Source organism: Halorubrum halodurans (genome assembly GCF_002252985.1).
Taxonomy (GTDB): Archaea; Halobacteriota; Halobacteria; order Halobacteriales; family Haloferacaceae; genus Halorubrum; species Halorubrum halodurans.
In genome coordinates this window covers 1-19,305 of sequence record NZ_NHPJ01000125.1, presented here as the reverse complement: position 1 = coordinate 19,305, position 19,305 = coordinate 1, and the positions used below count along the sequence as shown (strand labels likewise).

The 19,305-nt window shown below is 72.1% G+C and carries 16 protein-coding genes and 1 pseudogene; 8 read left to right on the top strand and 9 right to left on the bottom strand.

Annotated elements, in window-relative coordinates; all coding sequences use genetic code 11:
* Positions 1 to 243: 243 nt before the first annotated feature.
* The 3 genes from DJ70_RS14185 to DJ70_RS14175 form a co-directional block, all read right to left on the bottom strand.
* Positions 244 to 1,929: a thiamine pyrophosphate-binding protein gene (locus DJ70_RS14185; protein ID WP_094534091.1), complete on the bottom strand. Its 1,686-nt coding sequence runs from the start codon at positions 1,927 to 1,929 to the stop codon at positions 244 to 246.
* A gap of 113 nt (positions 1,930 to 2,042) precedes the next feature.
* Complete coding sequence (locus DJ70_RS14180) at positions 2,043 to 3,953, bottom strand: DEAD/DEAH box helicase (RefSeq protein ID WP_094534089.1); 1,911 nt, start codon at positions 3,951 to 3,953, stop codon at positions 2,043 to 2,045.
* A gap of 316 nt (positions 3,954 to 4,269) precedes the next feature.
* On the bottom strand, positions 4,270 to 5,013 hold the full coding sequence (locus DJ70_RS14175) for a hypothetical protein (RefSeq protein ID WP_179234068.1): 744 nt from the start codon (positions 5,011 to 5,013) through the stop codon (positions 4,270 to 4,272).
* A gap of 175 nt (positions 5,014 to 5,188) precedes the next feature.
* Here DJ70_RS14175 and DJ70_RS14170 point away from each other — a divergent pair, with 175 nt between their 5' ends.
* Positions 5,189 to 5,719 carry a multiprotein bridging factor aMBF1 gene (locus tag DJ70_RS14170; protein WP_094534087.1) on the top strand — a complete coding sequence of 177 codons (531 nt, stop codon included), beginning with the start codon at positions 5,189 to 5,191 and terminating at the stop codon, positions 5,717 to 5,719.
* A 5-nt stretch (positions 5,720 to 5,724) separates the two neighbouring features.
* On the opposite strand, the gene DJ70_RS17050 is transcribed toward DJ70_RS14170, so the two are convergent.
* The 3 genes from DJ70_RS17050 to DJ70_RS14160 form a co-directional block, all read right to left on the bottom strand.
* A complete protein-coding gene (locus DJ70_RS17050; RefSeq protein ID WP_143421046.1) occupies positions 5,725 to 5,865 on the bottom strand; it encodes a rubrerythrin-like domain-containing protein in 141 nt (46 codons plus the stop codon).
* A gap of 118 nt (positions 5,866 to 5,983) precedes the next feature.
* Positions 5,984 to 8,944 carry a bacterio-opsin activator domain-containing protein gene (locus DJ70_RS14165; protein WP_094534085.1) on the bottom strand — a complete coding sequence of 987 codons (2,961 nt, stop codon included), beginning with the start codon at positions 8,942 to 8,944 and terminating at the stop codon, positions 5,984 to 5,986.
* 76 nt (positions 8,945 to 9,020) lie between these two features.
* A complete protein-coding gene (locus DJ70_RS14160; RefSeq protein WP_094534083.1) occupies positions 9,021 to 9,842 on the bottom strand; it encodes a DICT sensory domain-containing protein in 822 nt (273 codons plus the stop codon).
* 194 nt (positions 9,843 to 10,036) lie between these two features.
* Between DJ70_RS14160 and tpiA the strand changes: the two genes are divergently transcribed.
* The 5 genes from tpiA to DJ70_RS14135 all read left to right on the top strand — a co-directional run bounded on the left by tpiA (position 10,037) and on the right by DJ70_RS14135 (position 15,312).
* Positions 10,037 to 10,681 (top strand): triose-phosphate isomerase, encoded by a 645-nt coding sequence (gene tpiA / locus DJ70_RS14155; protein WP_094534081.1) that lies wholly within the window; start codon positions 10,037 to 10,039, stop codon positions 10,679 to 10,681.
* Between the two features lie 202 nt (positions 10,682 to 10,883).
* Positions 10,884 to 12,794 carry a molecular chaperone DnaK gene (gene dnaK, locus DJ70_RS14150; protein WP_094534079.1) on the top strand — a complete coding sequence of 637 codons (1,911 nt, stop codon included), beginning with the start codon at positions 10,884 to 10,886 and terminating at the stop codon, positions 12,792 to 12,794.
* A 209-nt stretch (positions 12,795 to 13,003) separates the two neighbouring features.
* Positions 13,004 to 14,173, top strand: a complete 1,170-nt coding sequence (gene dnaJ, locus DJ70_RS14145) for a molecular chaperone DnaJ (protein WP_094534077.1) — start codon at positions 13,004 to 13,006, stop codon at positions 14,171 to 14,173.
* A 52-nt stretch (positions 14,174 to 14,225) separates the two neighbouring features.
* Positions 14,226 to 14,546, top strand: a complete 321-nt coding sequence (locus DJ70_RS14140; RefSeq protein WP_094534075.1) for a cupin domain-containing protein — start codon at positions 14,226 to 14,228, stop codon at positions 14,544 to 14,546.
* A gap of 13 nt (positions 14,547 to 14,559) precedes the next feature.
* On the top strand, positions 14,560 to 15,312 hold the full coding sequence (locus DJ70_RS14135; RefSeq protein WP_094534093.1) for a hypothetical protein: 753 nt from the start codon (positions 14,560 to 14,562) through the stop codon (positions 15,310 to 15,312).
* Here DJ70_RS14135 and DJ70_RS14130 read toward each other — a convergent pair.
* A complete protein-coding gene (locus DJ70_RS14130) occupies positions 15,309 to 16,598 on the bottom strand; it encodes a glycoside hydrolase family 68 protein (protein WP_094534073.1) in 1,290 nt (429 codons plus the stop codon). The two genes, DJ70_RS14135 and DJ70_RS14130, sit on opposite strands and share 4 nt — an antisense overlap.
* A 143-nt stretch (positions 16,599 to 16,741) precedes the next feature.
* Between DJ70_RS14130 and DJ70_RS14125 the strand changes: the two genes are divergently transcribed.
* Together DJ70_RS14125 and DJ70_RS14120 are read left to right on the top strand one after the other, a co-directional pair.
* The gene (locus DJ70_RS14125; protein WP_094534071.1) at positions 16,742 to 17,239 is read left to right on the top strand and encodes a LabA-like NYN domain-containing protein; all 498 of its coding nucleotides are present in this window, start codon (positions 16,742 to 16,744) and stop codon (positions 17,237 to 17,239) included.
* Positions 17,240 to 17,305: 66 nt separating this feature from the next.
* Positions 17,306 to 17,689, top strand: a complete 384-nt coding sequence (locus DJ70_RS14120; protein ID WP_094534069.1) for a zinc ribbon domain-containing protein — start codon at positions 17,306 to 17,308, stop codon at positions 17,687 to 17,689.
* Positions 17,690 to 17,752: 63 nt separating this feature from the next.
* Here DJ70_RS14120 and DJ70_RS14115 read toward each other — a convergent pair whose 3' ends face one another.
* Positions 17,753 to 19,015 (bottom strand): M20/M25/M40 family metallo-hydrolase, encoded by a 1,263-nt coding sequence (locus DJ70_RS14115; protein WP_094534067.1) that lies wholly within the window; start codon positions 19,013 to 19,015, stop codon positions 17,753 to 17,755.
* A pseudogene (locus DJ70_RS14110) lies at positions 19,012 to 19,305 on the bottom strand (hypothetical protein); the annotation flags it as partial. The gene DJ70_RS14115 and the pseudogene DJ70_RS14110, both read right to left, overlap by 4 nt.

Genomic DNA, 19,305 nt, shown 5'->3' with positions numbered 1-19,305 from the left:
CGTCGGCGGCATGGACATCGACGCCGACGAGGTTCGCACCCCGCTCGAGGAACTGTCTCGCGTGGTGGGTTCCGATCCCGCCGAGGCCGACGATCCCGACGGGGACGTCGTTGGCGCTGGTCATGTCCCGGAATTCACAACGGGTGTTGTTAAGACTCACGCTCCGACCGGGATCGCCGGGACGCGGCCTCACCGCGGGATCCCCGCCGAGCGGCGGAGTCGTTCGCTACGCGCCGGATCGTCTCAGCGGTCGCGGGTCATCCACTCGCTGGCCTGCGGCTCGTCCGGGTCGGTGACGACCTCGACGAGCGCCGGCCCGTCGTGGGCGCGTGCGTCGTCGACGGCGTCGCCGACGGCGTCGAGGTCGCTCACGCGCTCGGCGCGAACGCCCATGCCGGCGGCGATCGACGCGATGTCGAGCCCCGTGTCGACCCAGCCGTACGCCTGCGCGGGGAAGTCGTAGGTCCGCTCGGCCTCCTCGCTGATGATCGCGTAGTCGTCGTTGTTCAACGCGACCACGGTGACGTCGATCTCCTCCGACGCCAGCGTGTGGAGCTCGTGGACACACATCATGAGCCCGCCGTCGCCGGTCAACGCGACCACGTCGTCGTCGGGGTTCGCGAGCTTCGCGCCGATCGCCGAGGGGAGCCCGGTGCCCATCGTCGCCCACGAGCCGGGATTGACGTACGATTCGGGGCCGGACGCCGGGAAGGAGACCAGCGTCCACAGCCGGAACCCGCCCGCGTCGGCGGCCACGACCGTCTCCTCGGGGAGCACGTCGCGCACCTCGCCGAGCACCTCGACCGACCGGAGCGGGGCGTCGTCGTCGCGGGCGGCCGCGACCGCGTCGAACCGGTCGCGGTCCGCCTCGCGGACCGCCGCCGCACGGGCCGCGCCGGGGGTGTCGGCGCCGGATTCGGCAGGATCGAGCCGGTCGGCGAGCGTCCCGAGGAACCGGTCCGCGTCGGCGACGACCCCGAGGTCGGCCTCGTAGCCGAACCCGATGTCGTCGCCGTCGAGCGTGACGTGGACGAGCGTCTCCGGCATCGACACCGACCACTTGCCGGTCGAGACCGCGTCGAGGTCCGACCCGACGACCAGCCCCGCGTCGGCCTCGGCGAGCAGCTCGCGCAGCTCCGTGCTCGCGCCGCCACAGAGGACGCCCGCCGAGAGAGGGTGCGTCTCCGGGAGCACGCCCTTCCCCTTGTACGTCGTGACGACCGGCGCGTCGAGCGCCTCCGCGACCGTGCGGAGGGCGTCCGTCGCGCCGGCGCGCCGGACGCCGCCGCCCGCGATCACGACCGGCGCGTCGGCGTCGCCGAGGCGGTCCGCGGCCGCCTCGACGGACGACGCCGAGGGCGCGGGGGGCTCCGCCGGCTCCGCCTCCGGCGGGGTCGCCTGCGGCGTCCGGCTCGCGAGGACGTCCTTCGGGATCCCGACCCGCACCGGCCCCTGCGGGGCCTCGCGGGCGACCCGGATCGCGTCGGCGACGGCCGCGACCGCGCCCGCCGGCGACTCGACGAGGACGTTCTCCTTCACCACCGTGTCGTACGTCTCCGGGGGCGTCTCGTGGATCCCGTCGCCGCCGCGGACCTCGCGTTCGGTCTCGACGGCCAGGTGAAGCAGCGGGACGTTGTCGTTTTTCGCGTTCTTCAGCCCGTTCATGGCGTTCATGTCGCCCGGACCGGGAACGACCACGGTGGCGGCCATCGTCCCCGGCTCGGCCGTCTCCGCGTACCCCCACGCCTGGTGGGTGACCGCGGTCTCGTGTCGCGCCACGACGAACCGCGCGTCGCGGTCGGCGAACCCCCGGTTGAGCGGGAGCGTCTGCTTGCCGGGGATGCCGAAGGCCGTGTCGATCCCGTGGTCGAGCAGGCAGTCGACGACCGCCTCGCCGACCGTCCTCTCCGAGCCGTCTGTCGGGTCCATACGACGACGTCGACCGACCGGGAATTGAAAGCTTCGCTGTGTGCCGCGTTACGCCGGCACGGACGTACCCCCCACCCCGTCACTCACCTCCTCTACTCCGTCACTCACCTCCCCTACTCCGCCACGTTCGTCTCGCGCACCCGGACGCCCTTACGCGCGAGGTGGCGCATCTGCCGCTGGGCGAACTCCTCCTCGCTCGTCCCGCGGGTCGCGAGCACGTAGACGAGCGCCGACCCCGCGGGCCGCATCGTCCGCCCGGCGCGCTGTGAGCCCTGGCGACGGCTCCCCCCGAGCCCGCTCGCGACGACCGCCAGCTCCGCGTTCGGGAGGTCGATCCCCTCGTCGCCGACCCGCGAGACGACGAGGGCGTCGAGGTCGTCGTCGTCCTCGCGGAACCGCCGGAACAGCTCCGCGCGGTCGCGGTGGGGCGTCTCGCCGCTGATGAAGGGCGCGCCGATCGCGTCGGCGATCGCCTCGCCGTGGTCGAGGTACTCGACGAACACGAGCGCCTGCTTCCCGCGGTGCGCGGCGAGCAGGTAGCGGACCTCCGCGACCTTCGCGGGGTTCTCGGCGGCGAGCCGTCGGCGCTCCCGGCCGTCCGCGCTGGCGTACTCGTTTCTGGCCAGCTCCTCGCGCCACGGGACGTACCGGATCTCGACTTCCGGCTCCTGGACGAACCCCGCCTCGAACAGCGCGTCCCAGTCCGCCCCGATCGGCTGGCCGATCAGGGTGTAGATCTCCTCCTCGCTGCCCGTCTCCCGGACCGGCGTCGCCGACAGCCCGAGCCGGTGTTTGCTCTGGAGCTCGGCGGTTCGGGAGTAGACGGGCGCGGTGACGTGGTGCGCCTCGTCGAAGCAGATCAACCCCCACTCGCGGGAGTCGAACAGCGAGCGGTGGCGGTCCATCCCCGCGATCTGGTAGGTCGCGATCGTGACCGGCCTGACGTCCTTCGTCCCGCCGTGATACAGCCCCACGTCGGCGGGATCGACCGTGGAGTGTGCCAGCAGCTCCTCGCGCCACTGCTCCGCGAGCTCGCGGGAGGGGACCAGGATCAGCGTCTCGCCGCCGACGGCCGCGATCGTCGCGATGGCGGCGACCGTCTTGCCCGATCCGGGCGGGCCGACGTACACGCCCGAGCGCGACTCGAGGAACGTCTCGACCCACGTCTCCTGATAGTCGCGGAGGTCGGTCGTGAGGTCGATCGCGACCGGGTCGCCCGTCTCCAGGTCGCGGTCGTCCTCGACGGGATAGCCCGCGTCGTACAGCGCGCGCTTGACGCCCGCGACGGCGTCCTCGTTCACCCACGCCTCCGTCTCGGAGATCGGCGCGCGGAGCTGGCCGTCCTCGAGGTGGCTCTCGGCGACGTTGCCCAGCAGGCTCTCGTTGGCCGCCTCGAGGACGACGTAGCCGTCCTCGTGGGTGTACAGCCGGAAGCGGTGCGCGCGCCGCCACTGGTCGCGGATCCACTCCTCGAGGTGGTCGGCGCGTCGCGGGAGGACGGCGCGCAGGCTCGCGATCAGCGCGTCGGCGTCCTCGAACGGCGCGGCCCACACGTCCTCCTGGCGGATCCGGTAGAGGTAGCCCCGCGTGCCGGGCTCGGTCCCCGTGGTGTCGACGAGGTACGCGAACTGCGAGAGCCGCGCCCGCGTGAACTGCGTCGGCCGGTCGACGACGATCTCCCGCCGGCTCGGGAAGGCGACCACGCGCTCGCGGGACGCCAACGCGCCCCAGTCGCTCGGGTAGAAGACGACGGGATCGCTCTCGACGTCGAGCCGGTCCACGTCCCCCCGCTCGACGAGGTCGGCGAGCGCGTCGCGGGCGGCGGCCTGCGTCGTCCCCAGCCGCCGCGCGACCTCGCTGGCGGTCGCGACGGGGCGCTCCTCGGCCTCGAGCGCCTCGTGAAAGCGGTCGAGCGGGACGTCGGTGGGACCGTCGTCGGGAGCGGTGGAGTCGTCGGAGACGGGTTCGGCCTCGACCGCGGAATCGTCGTCGCCGGCGGCGGGGTCGCCGGTGTCGTCGGTCATCACTCCGGGTTCGACCGCGACGCGGAAATGGGTAGCGTCCGCGCTCGACCGGGACGGAGAGCAGTCGAGGAGAGATCGAGGTGTTTTCCTCGATCGGTATTGCTCGATCTCTGTTTCACGGCCAGCACCTCCAAAGCCCCAGCCTCGTCGGCCGTCCTCCGCGTCGCTCCGGCCCGCCGACTCCCTCGTGCGGGCTCCTCGCGGCCTCCGGCCGCTCGGAGGCGCACGCCACCGCCGTGATCGACCTCTGAAGAACGGGTCGGATTCTCGTCGCTCCGCGATCGGCGGAGGCGGTAAACGTGGCGGGCGCGCCCGCCTACCGCCCGGCCGACGGACCACGACAGCGCCGCGAGGTGATCGCCTCCTTCGACCGGAACCGACAGCCGCACTCGACGCAGCGGACGAACGGCTCGCCGGGGTCGGTCTCCAGCCGATGGCCGCCGACGACGAACGGTCGGGTGACCGCACGCGGCCGGATCCGGTCGGGGATCGTGGTTTCGGGCGTCTCGCTCAACGCGGCCCGGAGGCCGATGGTGTCGACGTCGACCGGGTCGAACCGGCCCGCCTCCAGCGCCGCCTCGCGGTCCGCGACCTCGGTCCAGCCGGTGACGACGACCGGGGAGTCGGTCTCGGTGTCGCTCACGACGACGACGAACCGGATCCCGCCGTCGACGAGCGCGAACCGCCACCCGTCGGTCCGGTTCCAGCGGAGCTGTCCGCGCCGGATCGCCTCGGTGACGGTCCGCGTGGAGACGTACCGGCCGGGCTGTTCGAGCCGCTCGCGGAAGTGGTTCGTGAGCGCGTACAAACCGGGGTCACGGAGGGGCGGATCCTCCGGGGTTCGGCTCCGCGGTCGGATCGACCGTCCGCGGCCGGGACCGGTCGTCCGACCTCGCGTCCCGGTCGCGTCCGGCGATCCGGGTCGGGCGGTCGACGCGCGGCGTCGATCGGCCTCGGGTGACGCGGCCTCGGGCGACGCCGTGTGCGGTGCGGTCCGACGCTCCGTCGATCCGGGACGGGGGACCTCCTCGGCCCCCGACCCGCCCTGTCGGGATGCCACTGGGAGTGGGTACAGAGCGTCCGCTTAAGTGTGTTACGGCGACCCACGACGCCGGCACGGAGTCGAAGGGGGTCGCCGGCCGTCGGTGCCGGATCGCCGGCGCTCGAGGGCGGGAGAACGGCCGTCCGCCCGTCGCGGCGCACCCTTTATACGACCGGCTGCGTTACCGTCGCGTATGCCCCAGTGTGAAATGTGTGGTGCCGAGCAGGCCTCCCTGACGACGACGAAGGTCGAAGGCGCCGAGTTGGAGCTGTGTAGCTCCTGTACGGACTTCGGCACGGAGGTCCGCGAGGAGCCGAGCGGCTCGTCGGGGAGCAAGTACTCGACGAGCTCCAGCTCCGGGACCCCCTCCTCGTCCTCCTCGAGCGGTTCCGGCGGCTCCGGGGGGTCGTCGGGCGGCTCGCGGCGTCGCCGCGACATGTTCGACGACATGGAGGAGATCGCCACCGACTACGACGATCGGATCCGCAACGCTCGGGAGTCGAAGGGGGTGAGCCAGGAGGAGCTCGCGGACGACCTCAACGAGAAGGCGAGCCTGATCCGGAAGCTCGAGCGCGGCGACACGCTGCCCACCGACGAGGTCCAGCGGAAGCTCGAGCGCGCGCTCGACGTCTCGCTCGTCGAGGGGGAGGACGTCGACGCCGACTGGGAGTCCAACGACGCCGGCACGATGACGCTCGGCGACGTGGTCAAACGGAAGGACTGAGCCGACTACTCCATCGGCGTCCCGCGGTTCCGCACCGTGCTCCCGCACTCGGGACAGGTGCCCGGATTCGGTCCGACGACGACGTTTCCGCAATCGAAGCACTCGTACGCGCTCTCCTCTCCGGCGTCTTGGGTCACGTCTCTCATTGTGGTACGCGAGCACCGGCCGGTCCGGCTGCCCTCGTCGCGGGTAGCCGGAGGAGGCACCTGTATCGTGTGGTTCAACATCCAACCATCGAGACGGACGGTGGTTGGAAGTTGAACCTCAATCCGCCGATCCGGCGAGGTCGACGTTCCGGTCGTCGAAGAGCGCCGAGAACAGTTTTCGCTGGACGACGCGGACGTGCTGGTAGAACGCGGACGAGGAGACGTCGAGCGTCTCGGCGATCTCCTCGCCGGAGCGTTCCCGCGGGGACTCGAAGAAGCCGGCGTAGTAGGCGGTCTGGATCACCTCGAGCTGCCGGTCGGTCAGGTCGTCGAGGAACCGCGAGTGGACGTCGCGCTCCCCCGTGCGATCCCCCGCGTGTTTCGAGACGAGTCGCGTCCCCTCGAACACCTCCTCGAGGAGCCTGCCGATCCGTGAGACGTCGACCCCCTCCGGAACGTCGACGACGACGCTCGCCGACTCCGGCGTGGCGGACGCGCCGTGAAACACGATCCCGTGATCGGCCAGCTCGCCCGCGAGGAACGGCCGCGAGAGCCGAAGCCGCAACACGCCTCCCGTGGCGGTCGCGTTGATCTCCCGGACGGAGTCCACGACGAGGAGGTCGCGTGCGACCGCCGCGACCGAGTCGACCGCCGCGCCCTCCACCTCGACGAAGACGTAGCTCCCCGCCGCCGTCTGGCGCGCGCCGCCCTGATACGACACCGTACACGAGGCGTCCCGTGCCAGCCGCGAGAGGAGGAAACTCGGGTCCTCGACGGCGAACTCGACGCGCGTCGTCGACGTCGTCACCAGCGCGTTCTTCCGTTCGATCGCCCCCATCGCGGCGGCGATCGTCTCGCCGAGCTCCGCGAAGACCTCCCGGACCAGCCCGGAGAACGCCTCCCGCTCCCCGGCGTAGACGGTGAGAACGCCGTAGGTCAGCTCGTTGTAGACGAGCGGTACGCTGATCACGGAGAGGTGATCACGCGAGACGGCCGCCTTGCGCCACGCCTCCTCGCGGAGCCCGCCGGGGACGTTCCCGACCACCGTCATCTCGCCGGTCGCCGCGGTCCGGCCGGCCGGCTCGACGCCGGCGGCGGCCACCGGGACGGACTGGTCGTCGAGGTACCCCCGTTCCGTGCCCGCCCACGCCCGCGGCTCGAGCGTCTCCCCGGCCGCGTCGGTCGAGCCGATCCACGCGAAGCGGAACCGGTCGTCCCCCGTCAACAGCTCGCAGACCGCGTGTTCGACCTCCTCGCGCGTCTCCGCGCGGACGAGCGCGCCGTCGATCTCGCGGATCGTCTCGTTGATGCGGTTCAACGCCGTGAGACGCTCGTTTCGCCGCTGTAGTTCCCGGTCCTGTTCGCGGAGCCGCTCCTCGCGTCCGATGCGGTCGAAGGCGGCCTCGGCGGCGGCCGCGAGCAGGTCGGCGAGCTCGCGGGTCACCTCGTCGAACGCGCCCACCGCCGTCGTGCCGGCGACGAACACGCCGTTCTCCCCGAGCGGGATGAACGCGACGCTGCGGAGGTCCGTCGACCGGTCCGCGAGCCGCTCGTCGGCGTGGACGTCGTCGAGGAACAGCCGCTCGTCCTCGACGAAGGCGTGTCCCACGAGCGTCCCGCCGTCGGTGTCGATCGGGGACGGCGGGCCGTGAACCGCCCGCATGCCGTCGGAGTAGGCGACCGGACGGAGCACGTTGGCGTCGGGGTCGAACCGATACACCGCGGCGGCGTCGAATCCGAGCACCGCCGGCGTGTCGTCGACGGCACGCCGGGCGATCTCCCCGTCGGTTCCGGCGTAGAGGAACTCGCGTGCCGTCTCCTGGAGGGTCGCGAGCGCCCGCTCGCGCCGTTTGCGCTCGGTGATGTCGCGACAGCTGTACAGCAGGGTTCCGTCGTGGATGGACACCTCCCGGACGTTGACGAGAAGCGTGTGCTCGCGGCCGGCCTCGTCCGTCACGGTACACTCGATGTTCTTCAACACGCCCTCCTCGGCGAGGGTCTCGCGGTCGAAGAGGTCCTCGCCGAGGAGGTCGTCGATGGTGCCGAGGTCGCGTATCTCCTCGGCCGTGTACCCGAAGATGAAGTGGACGTTGGGACAGACGTAGGTGTACTCGCCGTCCTCGTCGGTGATGAGGACGGTGTCGGTCATGTTGTTGAGCGTGACCCGGTGAAGCTCCTCCGAGCGGCGGAGGTCGCGCTCCACGTCGGCGTGGTCCGTGACGTCGACCCCCTCGACGACGACGGAGGTCAACTCCCCCCGGTCGTCGGTCACCGGGCGCGCGGACAGTTCGATCACGGCCCGCCCGCCGTCGGCGTCGCGGCCGCCGACCCGATCGGCGTCGACACCCTCGGCACGGTCGCCGTCGCGGCCGGCGTCGTGGATGACGACGGCGTGTCCGAACTCGCCGTCGAGCGCGGTCTCGACCACCCGCCTGACGTCGTCCCGGACGCGGTCGGAGCCGGACCAGCGCGGGAGGTCCCAGAGCGGGACGGCGGCGGTCCCGTCGGGTCCGGCCGACGTCGCCGGGCCGACCGCGGCGCGCTCGCCCGACAGGTCGCGGGCGGTCCGGTTCATCCGATCGACCGTCCCCGCCGCGTCGAGCACCCACGTCGCGGTCCGTTCGTCGCGGAATATCGCGTCGAACTGCCTGGCACGGTCGCGTCGGGCGCGGTCGCGTCGGGCGGTTTCGATCGCGGCCGCGGCGCGATCGAGGAGCCGCCGAGCCGAGCCGTCGACGTCGCCGGCGTCGACGGGGACGTAGTCGGCGGCGCCGGCCGCGATGGCGTCGCTCGCGAGCGCCTCGCTTCCCGACGCGGTCGCCACGATCACGGGGAGCGTCGCGTCCCGCTCGCGGAGCGTCCGGAGGAGGGCGACCCCGGTGGTTTCGGGAAGCCGCCGTGCGGTGACGACGGCGTCGGGCCGCCGCGTACGGATCGCGTCGAGCGCGCGTGCTTCGGTCGAGGCCGTCCGGACCGTCGCGCTCGACGCCGTCTCCAGCGCGTCCGCGAGGGGATCGATCCACGCCGCGTCCCCGACCAGGAGCAGCCGCGGGGGAGGCGCGTTCGACTCGGTGGTCATCGGCCGACGCTTGAACGCGGGCGGGGTTGAAGACTCCGGCCGACCGGCCGTGGCGTCCCGACGGGGCGGCCCCCGATCAGGCGGTCGCGTCGTCCTCGTCGTGCGCCTCCGACGTGCCGTACCGCTCGGTCAGGTAGTCGATGACCCGGTCGACGGTGTCGGGATCGTAGCTCCAGAAGCCGTAGAACCGCCCCGGCTCGCGCTCCTCGGCGAGCAGCACGCACTTCGCGCCGTCGAACCCGCCGCCGTCGTAGGCGACGAACCAGGTCTCGCGGATCTCCGCGGTGCGGCCGACGTGGACCTCGTACTCGTCGGCCGCCGGCGCGTCGCCCTCGGCGGCCGCGTACGCGTGGACGTCGAGACGGTCCTTGCCGGCGAGCCGGTCGTACGTGTTCGCCTCGCCGGTCAGGACGTCGAGCGTCTGAAAGCCCGCGTGGAGCTCGCCGTCGCCGACGCGCCAGGCGCGGTCCTCGATCTCGCGGGAGGCGGCGACCATGTCGGCACGGGAGTAGGAGGTGAAGAGCGTCTCGTCGAGGTGGTCGAGTATCGGCTGGCCGACGCGCCGGGAGGCGGTCGCCCCGCGCTCCTCGTCGGAACGGCGCCCGTCGGACGCCTCGTCGCCGTCGCCGTCGTCGGCGGACGCCTCGTCGCCGTCGGCGGACGCGTCACCGTCGGTACCGGGAAGGAGGTCGTCGATCGCGGCCGCGGTCACGAACTCGCCGTCGCGCGAGAGCACGGCGTAGCCGGTCGGTCCCGCCGCCGGACGCTCCGCGACGACCCGGAGGTTCCGGTCCGCGAAGTGTTCCGCGAGCGTCTCGGCGACGCTCGGGTCCGGATCGAACACCGTCAGCGTGGCCTCGCTGGCCTCGACCCCGGAGATGATCTCGATGAGCGACATGCGATATCGGCCCCGCCGAAACGCGGGTTCGTGTGTCGGTCTCCCGCACGGGTTAAGAGTGTTGCTCCGGGAGGCGGTCGATCCGGGAAGCCGCCGCTCCGGGCGAGCCGGAGAGCCGCCGCTCCGGAAGACGGGCGTTCCGGAGGCGCCGACCGACCACGAAGGTATTTGCGCCCCCGTCCGTTACCTCGGGCATGTTCATCCTGGTGAACCTCAAGGCGTATCCCTGTGATCCGATCGCGGTCGCGACCGCCGCCCGCGACGTCGCCGAGGCGTCGGGCGCGCGGATCGGCGTCGCCCCGCAGGCGGCCGACCTCGCCCGCGTCGCGGAGACGGGCGTCGAGACGTGGGCCCAGCACGTCTCGCCGAACGGGCACGGCTCCCACACCGGGTCGACGCTGGCGGAGGCGGTCGCCGACAACGGGGCCGCGGGGACGCTGATCAACCACTCGGAGAACCGTCTCAAGCTCGCCGATATCGACGGCTCCGTCGGGGCGGCCGAGCGGGCCGGCCTGGAGACGATCGTCTGTGCGAACAACCCGGCGCAGATCGGCGCCGCCGCGGCGCTCTCGCCCGACGCGGTCGCCGTCGAGCCGCCGGAGCTCATCGGCGGCGACGTCTCCGTCGCGACGGCCGACCCCGGCATCGTCGAGGACGCGGTCACGGCCGCCGAGGCCGTCGACCCCGAGGTCGACGTGTTCTGCGGGGCCGGCGTCTCGACGGGCGACGACGTGGACGCGGCGGGCGAGCTGGGCGCGTCCGGGGTCCTCCTCGCCTCCGGCGTCGCCAAGGCGGACGACCCCGCGGCGGTGCTCGAGGACCTCGTCTCCGGGCTCTGATCCGACGGCGCGCTCCGGGGGACCGAGCGGTCGACGGCGCCCCGCCCCGCCGGGCGGCTGGGTTTGCGGGTCAGTATAAAGACACCGATGTGAGTGGCTACCACGATCACGGAAACCGCAACACCGCAGCGGGATCGGTTCGAGACGAGGATCGGGGCGTCTAGTAACCTTTAACCGATACAAGCCGGTATTCACTGGCAAGATGGCGACCAACAAGATCCTCGGTATCGACCTCGGTACCACCAACTCCGCGTTCGCGGTGATGGAGGGCGACGAGCCCGAGATCATCGCGAACGCGGAGGGCGACCGGACGACCCCGTCGGTCGTCGCCTTCTCCGACGACGGCGAGCGGCTCGTCGGGAAACCGGCGAAGAACCAGGCCGTCCAGAACCCCGACCGAACGATCCAGTCCATCAAACGCCACATGGGCGAGGACGACTACACGGTCGAGATCGGGGACGACGAGTACAGCCCCGAGCAGATCTCGGCGATGATCCTCCAGAAGATCAAACGCGACGCCGAGGAGTACCTCGGCGACGACGTCGAGAAGGCCGTGATCACGGTCCCCGCCTACTTCAACGACAAGCAGCGCCAGGCGACGAAGGACGCCGGCGAGATCGCCGGCTTCGACGTCGAGCGCATCGTCAACGAGCCGACCGCCGCCTCCATGGCGTACGGGCTCGACGACGAGTCCGACCAGACGGTCCTCGTGTACGACCTCGGCGGCGGCACCTTCGACGTGTCGGTGCTGGATCTCGGAGGCGGCGTCTACGAGGTCGTCGCCACGAACGGGGACAACGACCTCGGCGGCGACGACTGGGACGAGGCCCTCATCGACCACATCGCCGAGGAGTTCGAGAACGACCACGGCATCGACCTCCGCGAGGACCGGCAGGCGCTCCAGCGGCTGAAGGACGCCGCCGAGGAGGCGAAGATCGAGCTGTCGAACAAGAAGGAGACGACGGTCAACCTCCCCTTCATCACCGCGACCGACAGCGGTCCGGTCCACCTCGAACAGTCGATCACGCGGGCGACCTTCGAGAGCCTCACCGCGGACCTCCTCGACCGCACGGTCGAGCCGACCGAGCAGGCGCTCGCCGACGCCGGCTACGAGAAGGGCGACATCGACGAGGTCATCCTCGTCGGCGGCTCCACGCGGATGCCGCAGGTCCAGGACAAGGTCGAGGAGCTGGTCGGCCAGGAGCCGAAGAAGAACGTCAACCCCGACGAGGCGGTCGCGCTCGGCGCGGCGGTCCAGGGCGGCGTGCTCTCCGGCGACGTCGACGACATCGTGCTGCTCGACGTCACGCCCCTCTCGCTCGGCATCGAGGTGAAGGGCGGGCTCTTCGAGCGGCTCATCGAGAAGAACACCACGATCCCGACCGAGGAGTCGAAGGTGTTCACCACGGCCGCGGACAACCAGACCTCCGTGAACGTCCGCGTCTTCCAGGGCGAACGTGAGATCGCCGAGGAGAACGAGCTCCTCGGCGCGTTCCAGCTCTCCGGCATCCCGCCGGCGCCCGCCGGCACCCCGCAGATCGAGGTCTCGTTCAACATCGACGAGAACGGGATCGTCAACGTCGAGGCCGAGGACCAGGGCTCGGGCAACGCCGAGTCGATCACCATCGAGGGCGGCGTCGGCCTCTCGGACGAGGAGATCGAGGAGATGCAGGAGGAAGCCGAGAAGCACGCCGAGGAGGACGAGGCCCGCCGCGAGCGCATCGAGGCGCGCAACGAGGCCGAGACGGCGATCCAGCGCGCCGAGACCCTCCTCGAGGAGAACGAGGAGGAGGTCGACGACGACCTCGTCGCCGACATCGAGGCGGCGATCGAGGACGTCGAGGAGACGCTCGAGGACGACGACGCCGAGACCGAGGCGATCGAGGACGTGACCGAGGCGCTCTCGGAGCAGCTCCAGGAGATCGGCAAGCAGATGTACCAACAACAGGCCGCACAGGCCGGTCCGGGCGGCGCGGGCGGTGCCGGTCCCGGCGGCATGGGCGGCATGGGCGGCCCCGGCGGTGCCGCCGGGCCCGGCGACATGGGCGGCGACGGCGACGACGAGGAGTACGTCGACGCCGACTTCGAGGACGTCGACGAGGACGACGAGTAGTCGTCCCCTTCTGCCGACCGGAACCACGACGCGGTTCCGGCGGCGTCGACGAGGACGACGGACCGCCGCCGGGCGACGCGATCGGCCGAGCGACCGTCGCCGACCGCCGACGTCGCCGACCGCCGCTGTCGCCGATCGCGTCGCCGACCGCCGCCGTCGGCCGCGCCGCTTAACACGACCGAACCACGACCACACCACCAACGTAACGCATGAGCGAGGACTTCTACGACGTCTTGGGTGTCTCCCGGGACGCCAGCGAGGACGAGATCAAGAAGGCGTACCGGAAGAAGGCCGCGAAACACCATCCCGACGTCAGCGACGACGACGACGCCGAGGAGCGGTTCAAGAAGATACAGAAGGCGAAGGAGGTGCTCACCGACGAGGAGAAGCGCCGCCAGTACGACCAGCTCGGCCACGAGCGGTTCACCGAGGCCGACAAGCGCGGGGCGACGGGCGGCGGCGGTCCCGGCGGGGCGGGCGGCCCGTTCGGCGGCGCCGGCGGCGCCGGCGGTGCCGGCGGCTTCGAGGACATCTTCAACCAGTTCTTCGGCGGCGGCGGAGGCCCCGGCGGCGCCGGCGGCCGACGCGACGACCGCCCGCGACAGGGCCAGGACCTCCGGACGGGCCTCACGATCGACCTCGAAGAGGCGTTCGAGGGGACCGAAAAGCAGTTCACGATCACCCGGCCCACGCGGTGTGACACCTGCGGCGGCGACGGGCACCCTCCCGACGCCGACGTGAACACCTGTCCGCAGTGTAACGGGCAGGGACAGGTGCGACAGGTCCAGCAGACGCCGCTCGGGCGCGTCCAGCAGACCTCCACCTGTCCGCGATGTGAGGGCGCGGGCGAGGTGTACAGCGAGGACTGCGCGGACTGCGGCGGCGACGGGATCGTCCGCGAGGAGGCCACGCTCACCGTCGAGGTTCCCGCGGGGATCCAGTCGGGCCAGAGCCTCCGGATGGAGCGGGAGGGCGCGCCCGGCGAGAACGGCGGGCCGAACGGCGACCTGCTGATCGAGGTCGACGTCGACGTCGGCGAGCGGTTCGAGCGCGACGGCGACGACCTCCGCGTCAACGAGGCGGTCTCGTTCCCGCAGGCGGTCTTCGGCGACACCATCGACGTGGAGACGGTCGACGGCACCGTCGAGATGGACGTGCCCGCGGGCACCCAGAGCGGCGAGACGTTCCGGCTGAAGGGGAAGGGGATGCCCCACCTCCGGCGTCGCGGCCGCGGCGACCTGTACGTCCAGGTCGCGGTCGTCGTCCCCGAGTCGCTCAACGAGGAGCAGCGCGAGGCGCTGGAGGCGTTCGCGGAGGCCGGCGGCGAGGACATCGACGTCGGCGGCGGCTTCTTCGAGAAGCTGAAGAGCACGTTCTGAGCCGGGAGGGATCCGAAGACAGACTTTTCGGGCGTCCGATCCAAGCGACGCTATGGGCTACGACGAGGCCACCTACACCGACGTCGAACCGAAGGCGCCCGGCATGTACTTCCTGCGCGAGGCGCTCGACTGTGCCGAGCTCGGCGTCACGGTCGTCGAGGCAGACGCCGACTGGGAGGGGATGGAACACGACCACGCCGGGGACGGCCAGGAGGAGGTGTACGTCCTCCTCGAGGGCGAGGCGACGCTGGACGTCGACGGAGAGTCGGTCGCGCTCGCGGCCGGCGACGCGGTCCGGGTCGACCCCGCGTCGAGCCGCACGCTCTCGTTCGAGGCGGACGGCTCCCGAATGGTGATCGCGGGCGCGCCCTGAGCCGGTGGCCGGAATCGAGGTCGTCGGCGACCTGCTCGGGCGCGACCGACGGAGCCGCGACCCCGCGCTCGTCACCCCCGACGGCCGCGAGCGAACCGCCCACGACCTGATCACCAACGCGTACAAGGCCGCGAACGTGCTCCGGTACCTCGGCGCGCGCGAGGGGTCGACCGTCGCCGTCGATCCCGCGCCGGGGCTCCACGCGACGCTCGCGTTCCTCGGCGCGGCGGGGCTCGGCGCGACGGTCCGGTTCGATCCGGCCGCGGGCGTCGCGGCCGGCGACCGCGTCGTGGTCACCCCCGTCGACCGCGAACGCCCGCTCGATCCGGATCCGGGGACGAACCTGGCCGCGTTCGGCGGCCCGCCGGAGCGCCCCGAGACGACACACTGGGAGCAGGAGCTGTGGAGCGAGAACCCCGCCACGCCCCCGGCGACGGTCTCCCCGAGCGATCCCGTCCTCCGGACCGACGACGGAACCGTCCCGCACGGTCGGCTCGTCGACGCGGCGGAGACGACCGCGACGGACCGCGGGATCGACGCCGGAACGCGGGTCGTCGTCCGGACGACGTTCGCGGACCCGAGAGCGATCGCGGCGGGCGTGGTCGCGCCGCTCGCGCGCGGGGGCGTGGTCGTTCTCGCGGGGCCCGCGGAGGAGACGGCCGCGTCAGAGCCTCGCGGGGATCTGGCGGTCGTCGACGACCCGGACGCGGACCCGCCCGAACCCGCGCGGATCGACGTGGCGACGCTGCCGTCGCTGGTCGGTTAGGACCGGTAGGACCCGCCGTCCCGGTCGGTTCCGCGCGGTCGCCCGCCGCGGTCGACGGGGGAGAGCTCCTCCGACGGGAGCGGCAGGCAGCCGTGCCGGAGCGTCCCGAGCAGCTCGGTCCGGTCCCCGTCGAGACCGACCCGGAGCGTCGGCGCGAGGGTGCCGCCGAACCGGCGGCGCTGCTCGCTCTCGGGGAGCTCCGCGATCCCGTCGAGGCTCTCGCCGACGTACTCGTAGTAGTTGAAGAAGCTCGCCACGAGCACCTCGTCGCCGTGGTCGTAGGCGGTCCACGAGTACGTCTGGAACGGCGCGTTCGCGGGGTTGGTCGCGACCATGCCGTGACCGTTCAGCGGGCGGTACGCGCCGCGGAGGTCGTCGGCGACGAAGCCGTACAGCGCGTCGTAGCCGACGAGCCCCGGCGCGAAGGTGTGCTGGTGACTGGAGACGAACAGGTAGTAGGTGCCGTCGCGGACGACGAGATGCGGTCGCTCGAGTTCCTGGTTGACGCAGACCGCGTCGAGGAGCGGCGGCTCCAGCTCCCACTCGGTCGGGTCGCCGGTCGGCGAGCGTGCGATCCCGACGCTCCCGTTGAACGACGCGGCCTCGACGTCGCCGTCGCAGGGGTCCGCCCCCTCCGGGACCGGGGTGTTCGCCTCGAAGAGGAGGTACGTCTCGCCGCTTGCCGGGTCCTCGAAGAACCACGGGTCGCGGAAGGTGTAGGTCATCCCCCGCGACTGCTCCTCCCGCTCGTAGTGGTCGCCGTCCGGCTCGAGCAGGATCTCGTGGTCCCACTCGCCGTCGATCCGGAGCCCGTCGTCGTCGACGCGGACCGTCCCGCCGGTCGCGCCCGCGATCCGCTGGGTGTACGCGAGGTCGTCCTCGCCGCGCTCGCCCGCGGCGGTGTAGAAGGCGTACACGTCGCCGTCGTCGACCATCGTCGAGCCGGCCCACTGCCGGGAGCCGAGCGCGTCGCCGGAGAAGAGGGGCCCGCCGTGGCTCCAGGACTCGCCGTCGGTCGACGTGAAGTAGTGGATCGACGCCACGTCGTGGCGCTTGCCCGGAAGCAGGTCGTCGGTCGTCGTGAGCGCGCAGACGACGCGGTGTCCGTCGATCTCCGCGAGGCTCCCGTCGCGGCTCCGCACCGGCCACGTGTCCCAGACGTGGAACCCGTCGAACCGGTCGGTCTCTGGCGGGTAGATGATCGGCGCGACGGCGTCGTCGTCGCGCGCGATCCGGCCGGCCGCCTCCCGCGACCAGACGGCGCGACCGTCACGGTCGTTCGTCATATCGACCCTTCGGCGATGGGGGCAAAAAACGGTTACTACACCCATGAAAAACGAAGTCACGCGGATCGCTCCGACCGGCTTCGCGGGCCGTGCCGCCCGCGACGGATCCCAAGAGCCTAGCCGGAGCCGGTGGTCGGTCCCGTATGGTCGACACCCATCCCGCGCAGCGCGTCGGCGTCCTCGCCGACTCACAGAACCTCTATCACTCCGCACAGAGCCGCTACTCGCGGAACGTCGACTACTCGGCACTCCTCGAGGAGGCGGTCCGTGATCGCTCGCTGGTCCGCGCCATCGCGTACGTGATCCGCGCGGATTCCCCGGAGGAGGAGAGCTTCTTCGAGGCGCTCCGCGACATCGGCTTCGAGACGAAGATCAAGGACATCAAGACGTTCGCCGACGGCTCGAAGAAGGCCGACTGGGACGTGGGGATGAGCCTCGACGCGGTGACCCTCGCGAACCACGTCGACACCGTCGTCCTCTGTACCGGCGACGGCGACTTCGCCAGGCTCTGTTCGCACCTCAGGCACGAGGGCGTCCGCGTCGAGGCGATCGGGCTCGGCAGCTCGACGGCCGACGAGCTGGTCGACGCCGTCGACGACTTCGTCGACGTCGACGAGCACGAGGACCGCTTCCTGCTGTAGCGTCGGCTCCCTCGGCGGCCACGTCCGCCGGAAAGCCTTTATCGGCGACGGTTCAGCGTCGAACCGATGCCCTCCGACGACACCGACACGAGCTACTCCGTCTTCGGCGGCGACGGAACCGACGCCGACGAACCGACGAGCGACGGCTCCGACCGATCGAGCGGCGACGATCCCGGCCCCGGACGGGCCGAGTACGACGAGACCGGCGGACTGGGCGATTCCCGCGCCGACGCCGACCCGGAGACGCTCGGGGATGGCGAGTCGGGCTGTCCGAAGTGCGGCGGCGAGGGGACCGAGACCGACGAGATCGCGACGAGCGGGACCGGCCTCACGAAGCTGTTCGACGTCCAGAACCGCCGGTTCGTCGTCGTCTCCTGTGCGAACTGCGGCTACTCGGAGCTGTACAAGGGGCAGTCGAAACACGACGCGATCGACTTCTTCGTCGGGTGACGCGGAGCACGGTCGACCCCCTCCTGCGGGACGGGATCGACCGACCGCCGCGCGCACCCCGCCTCAGCCGAGCGTTCGGTCGAGGGCGGCCGCGACCGTCTCGGCCGCGGCCGCGACCTCCCGTACCCTGACGTACTCGCGTTCGGCGTGGGCGACCGCGCCGGCGTCGTCGGCGAGGTCTCCGGGGCCGAAGACGACCGTGGGCGCCGGCGCGAAGTACGACGCCTCCGTGGCCGCGCCGAACGGGCGGACCGCGCCGCCGCGGTCGGCCGGGAGCCCCGCGTCCGCGGTCGCCCCCCGTGCCGCCGCCGCGACGGTCTCGACGAACGCGTGGTCCGGGTCGGTCGAGAACGCCTCGAAGAACGGGGCGTCGCGGTCGGCGAGGGTCACTCGAGCGTCGACGGCCGCCGCGCCTCCGGCCGTCGCGTCCACCGCCGCCCGGACCGCCCCCTCGAGCGCGCTCCGGAACCCCTCGGCCGTTTCGGGGGGAACGCTCCGCCGGTCGACCGTGATCGCGCAGTCGGCCGGCACCTGGTTCGTCGCCCCGCCGCCCTCGACGACGGTCGGCGTGAGCTTCGGCGGGCCGAGCTGGGGGTGGTCGTCCGCGTCGTCGTCGAAGCGACGGATCGCGGCGAGCGCGCCCTCGGCGGCCGCGACCGCGTTCGCGCCCGCGAACTCGGCGGCGTGTGCCGCCTCGCCGTCGAGCTCGACGCGCCCCTGAAAGCGCCCCTTCGCGGCCGTACAGACGTCGAGACCGGTCGGCTCGCCGACGAGGTACAGGTCCCCGTCGAGCCCGTCGCCGCTTCCCGGCAGCTTGCCCGTCAGCGCCGCGGCCCCGCGGGAGAGCGTCTCCTCGTCGGGCGTCACCGCCAGCGTGAGCCGTCCGCGAGCCGGCTCCGTCGCGAGGTAGCCGTACAGAAGCGCCGCGAGCGGCCCCTTGGCGTCACACGCCCCGCGACCGCGGATCACGTCCGCGGGGGCGGGTCCGGCCCCGTTCGAGCCGTTCCCGGCTCCCGCCTCCGGGCCGGTCGCCTCGCGGTCGCGCTCGAAGGCGACGTGCGGGGTGACGGTGTCGATGTGCGTGTTCGCGACGACGTGTGGCCCCTCCTCGGGTGCCGGCGAACCCTTCCGGGCGACGACGCAGCCCCCCTCGTCGACCGCGACGTCGGCGCCGAACGCCTCGAGCGTCTCCACGAGCAGCCGACGCATCGCCCCGACGTCCTCGTGTGAGGGGGTCGAAACGGCCGTCTCGAGAAAGCCGACCGGGTCGAAGTCGGTTGCACCGAGCGCGGGAGGCGCGTCGGATTCGTCGGTCGCGTCCGTCATCGCGGGTCCGCCGCGACCCGCCCCGAGAACTCGCGGGCGACCGGGCCGGTCAGGGTCGCGTGGTCGTCGTCCGGGACCGTGATACGCAACTCGCCGCCCGGCGGTCGGGTCACGGCGGTGTCGCCGTCGATCACGCCCAGCCGGCGGGCGGCCGCCACGATCGCGACCGCGCCGGTGCCGCACGAGCGCGTCTCCCCCTCGACGCCGCGCTCGAAGGTCCGCTGGTCGATGACGGCCGGGGCCTCGTGGCCGTCCCCGTCGCGTCCCCGCCCGTCTCCTCCGCCGGCGTC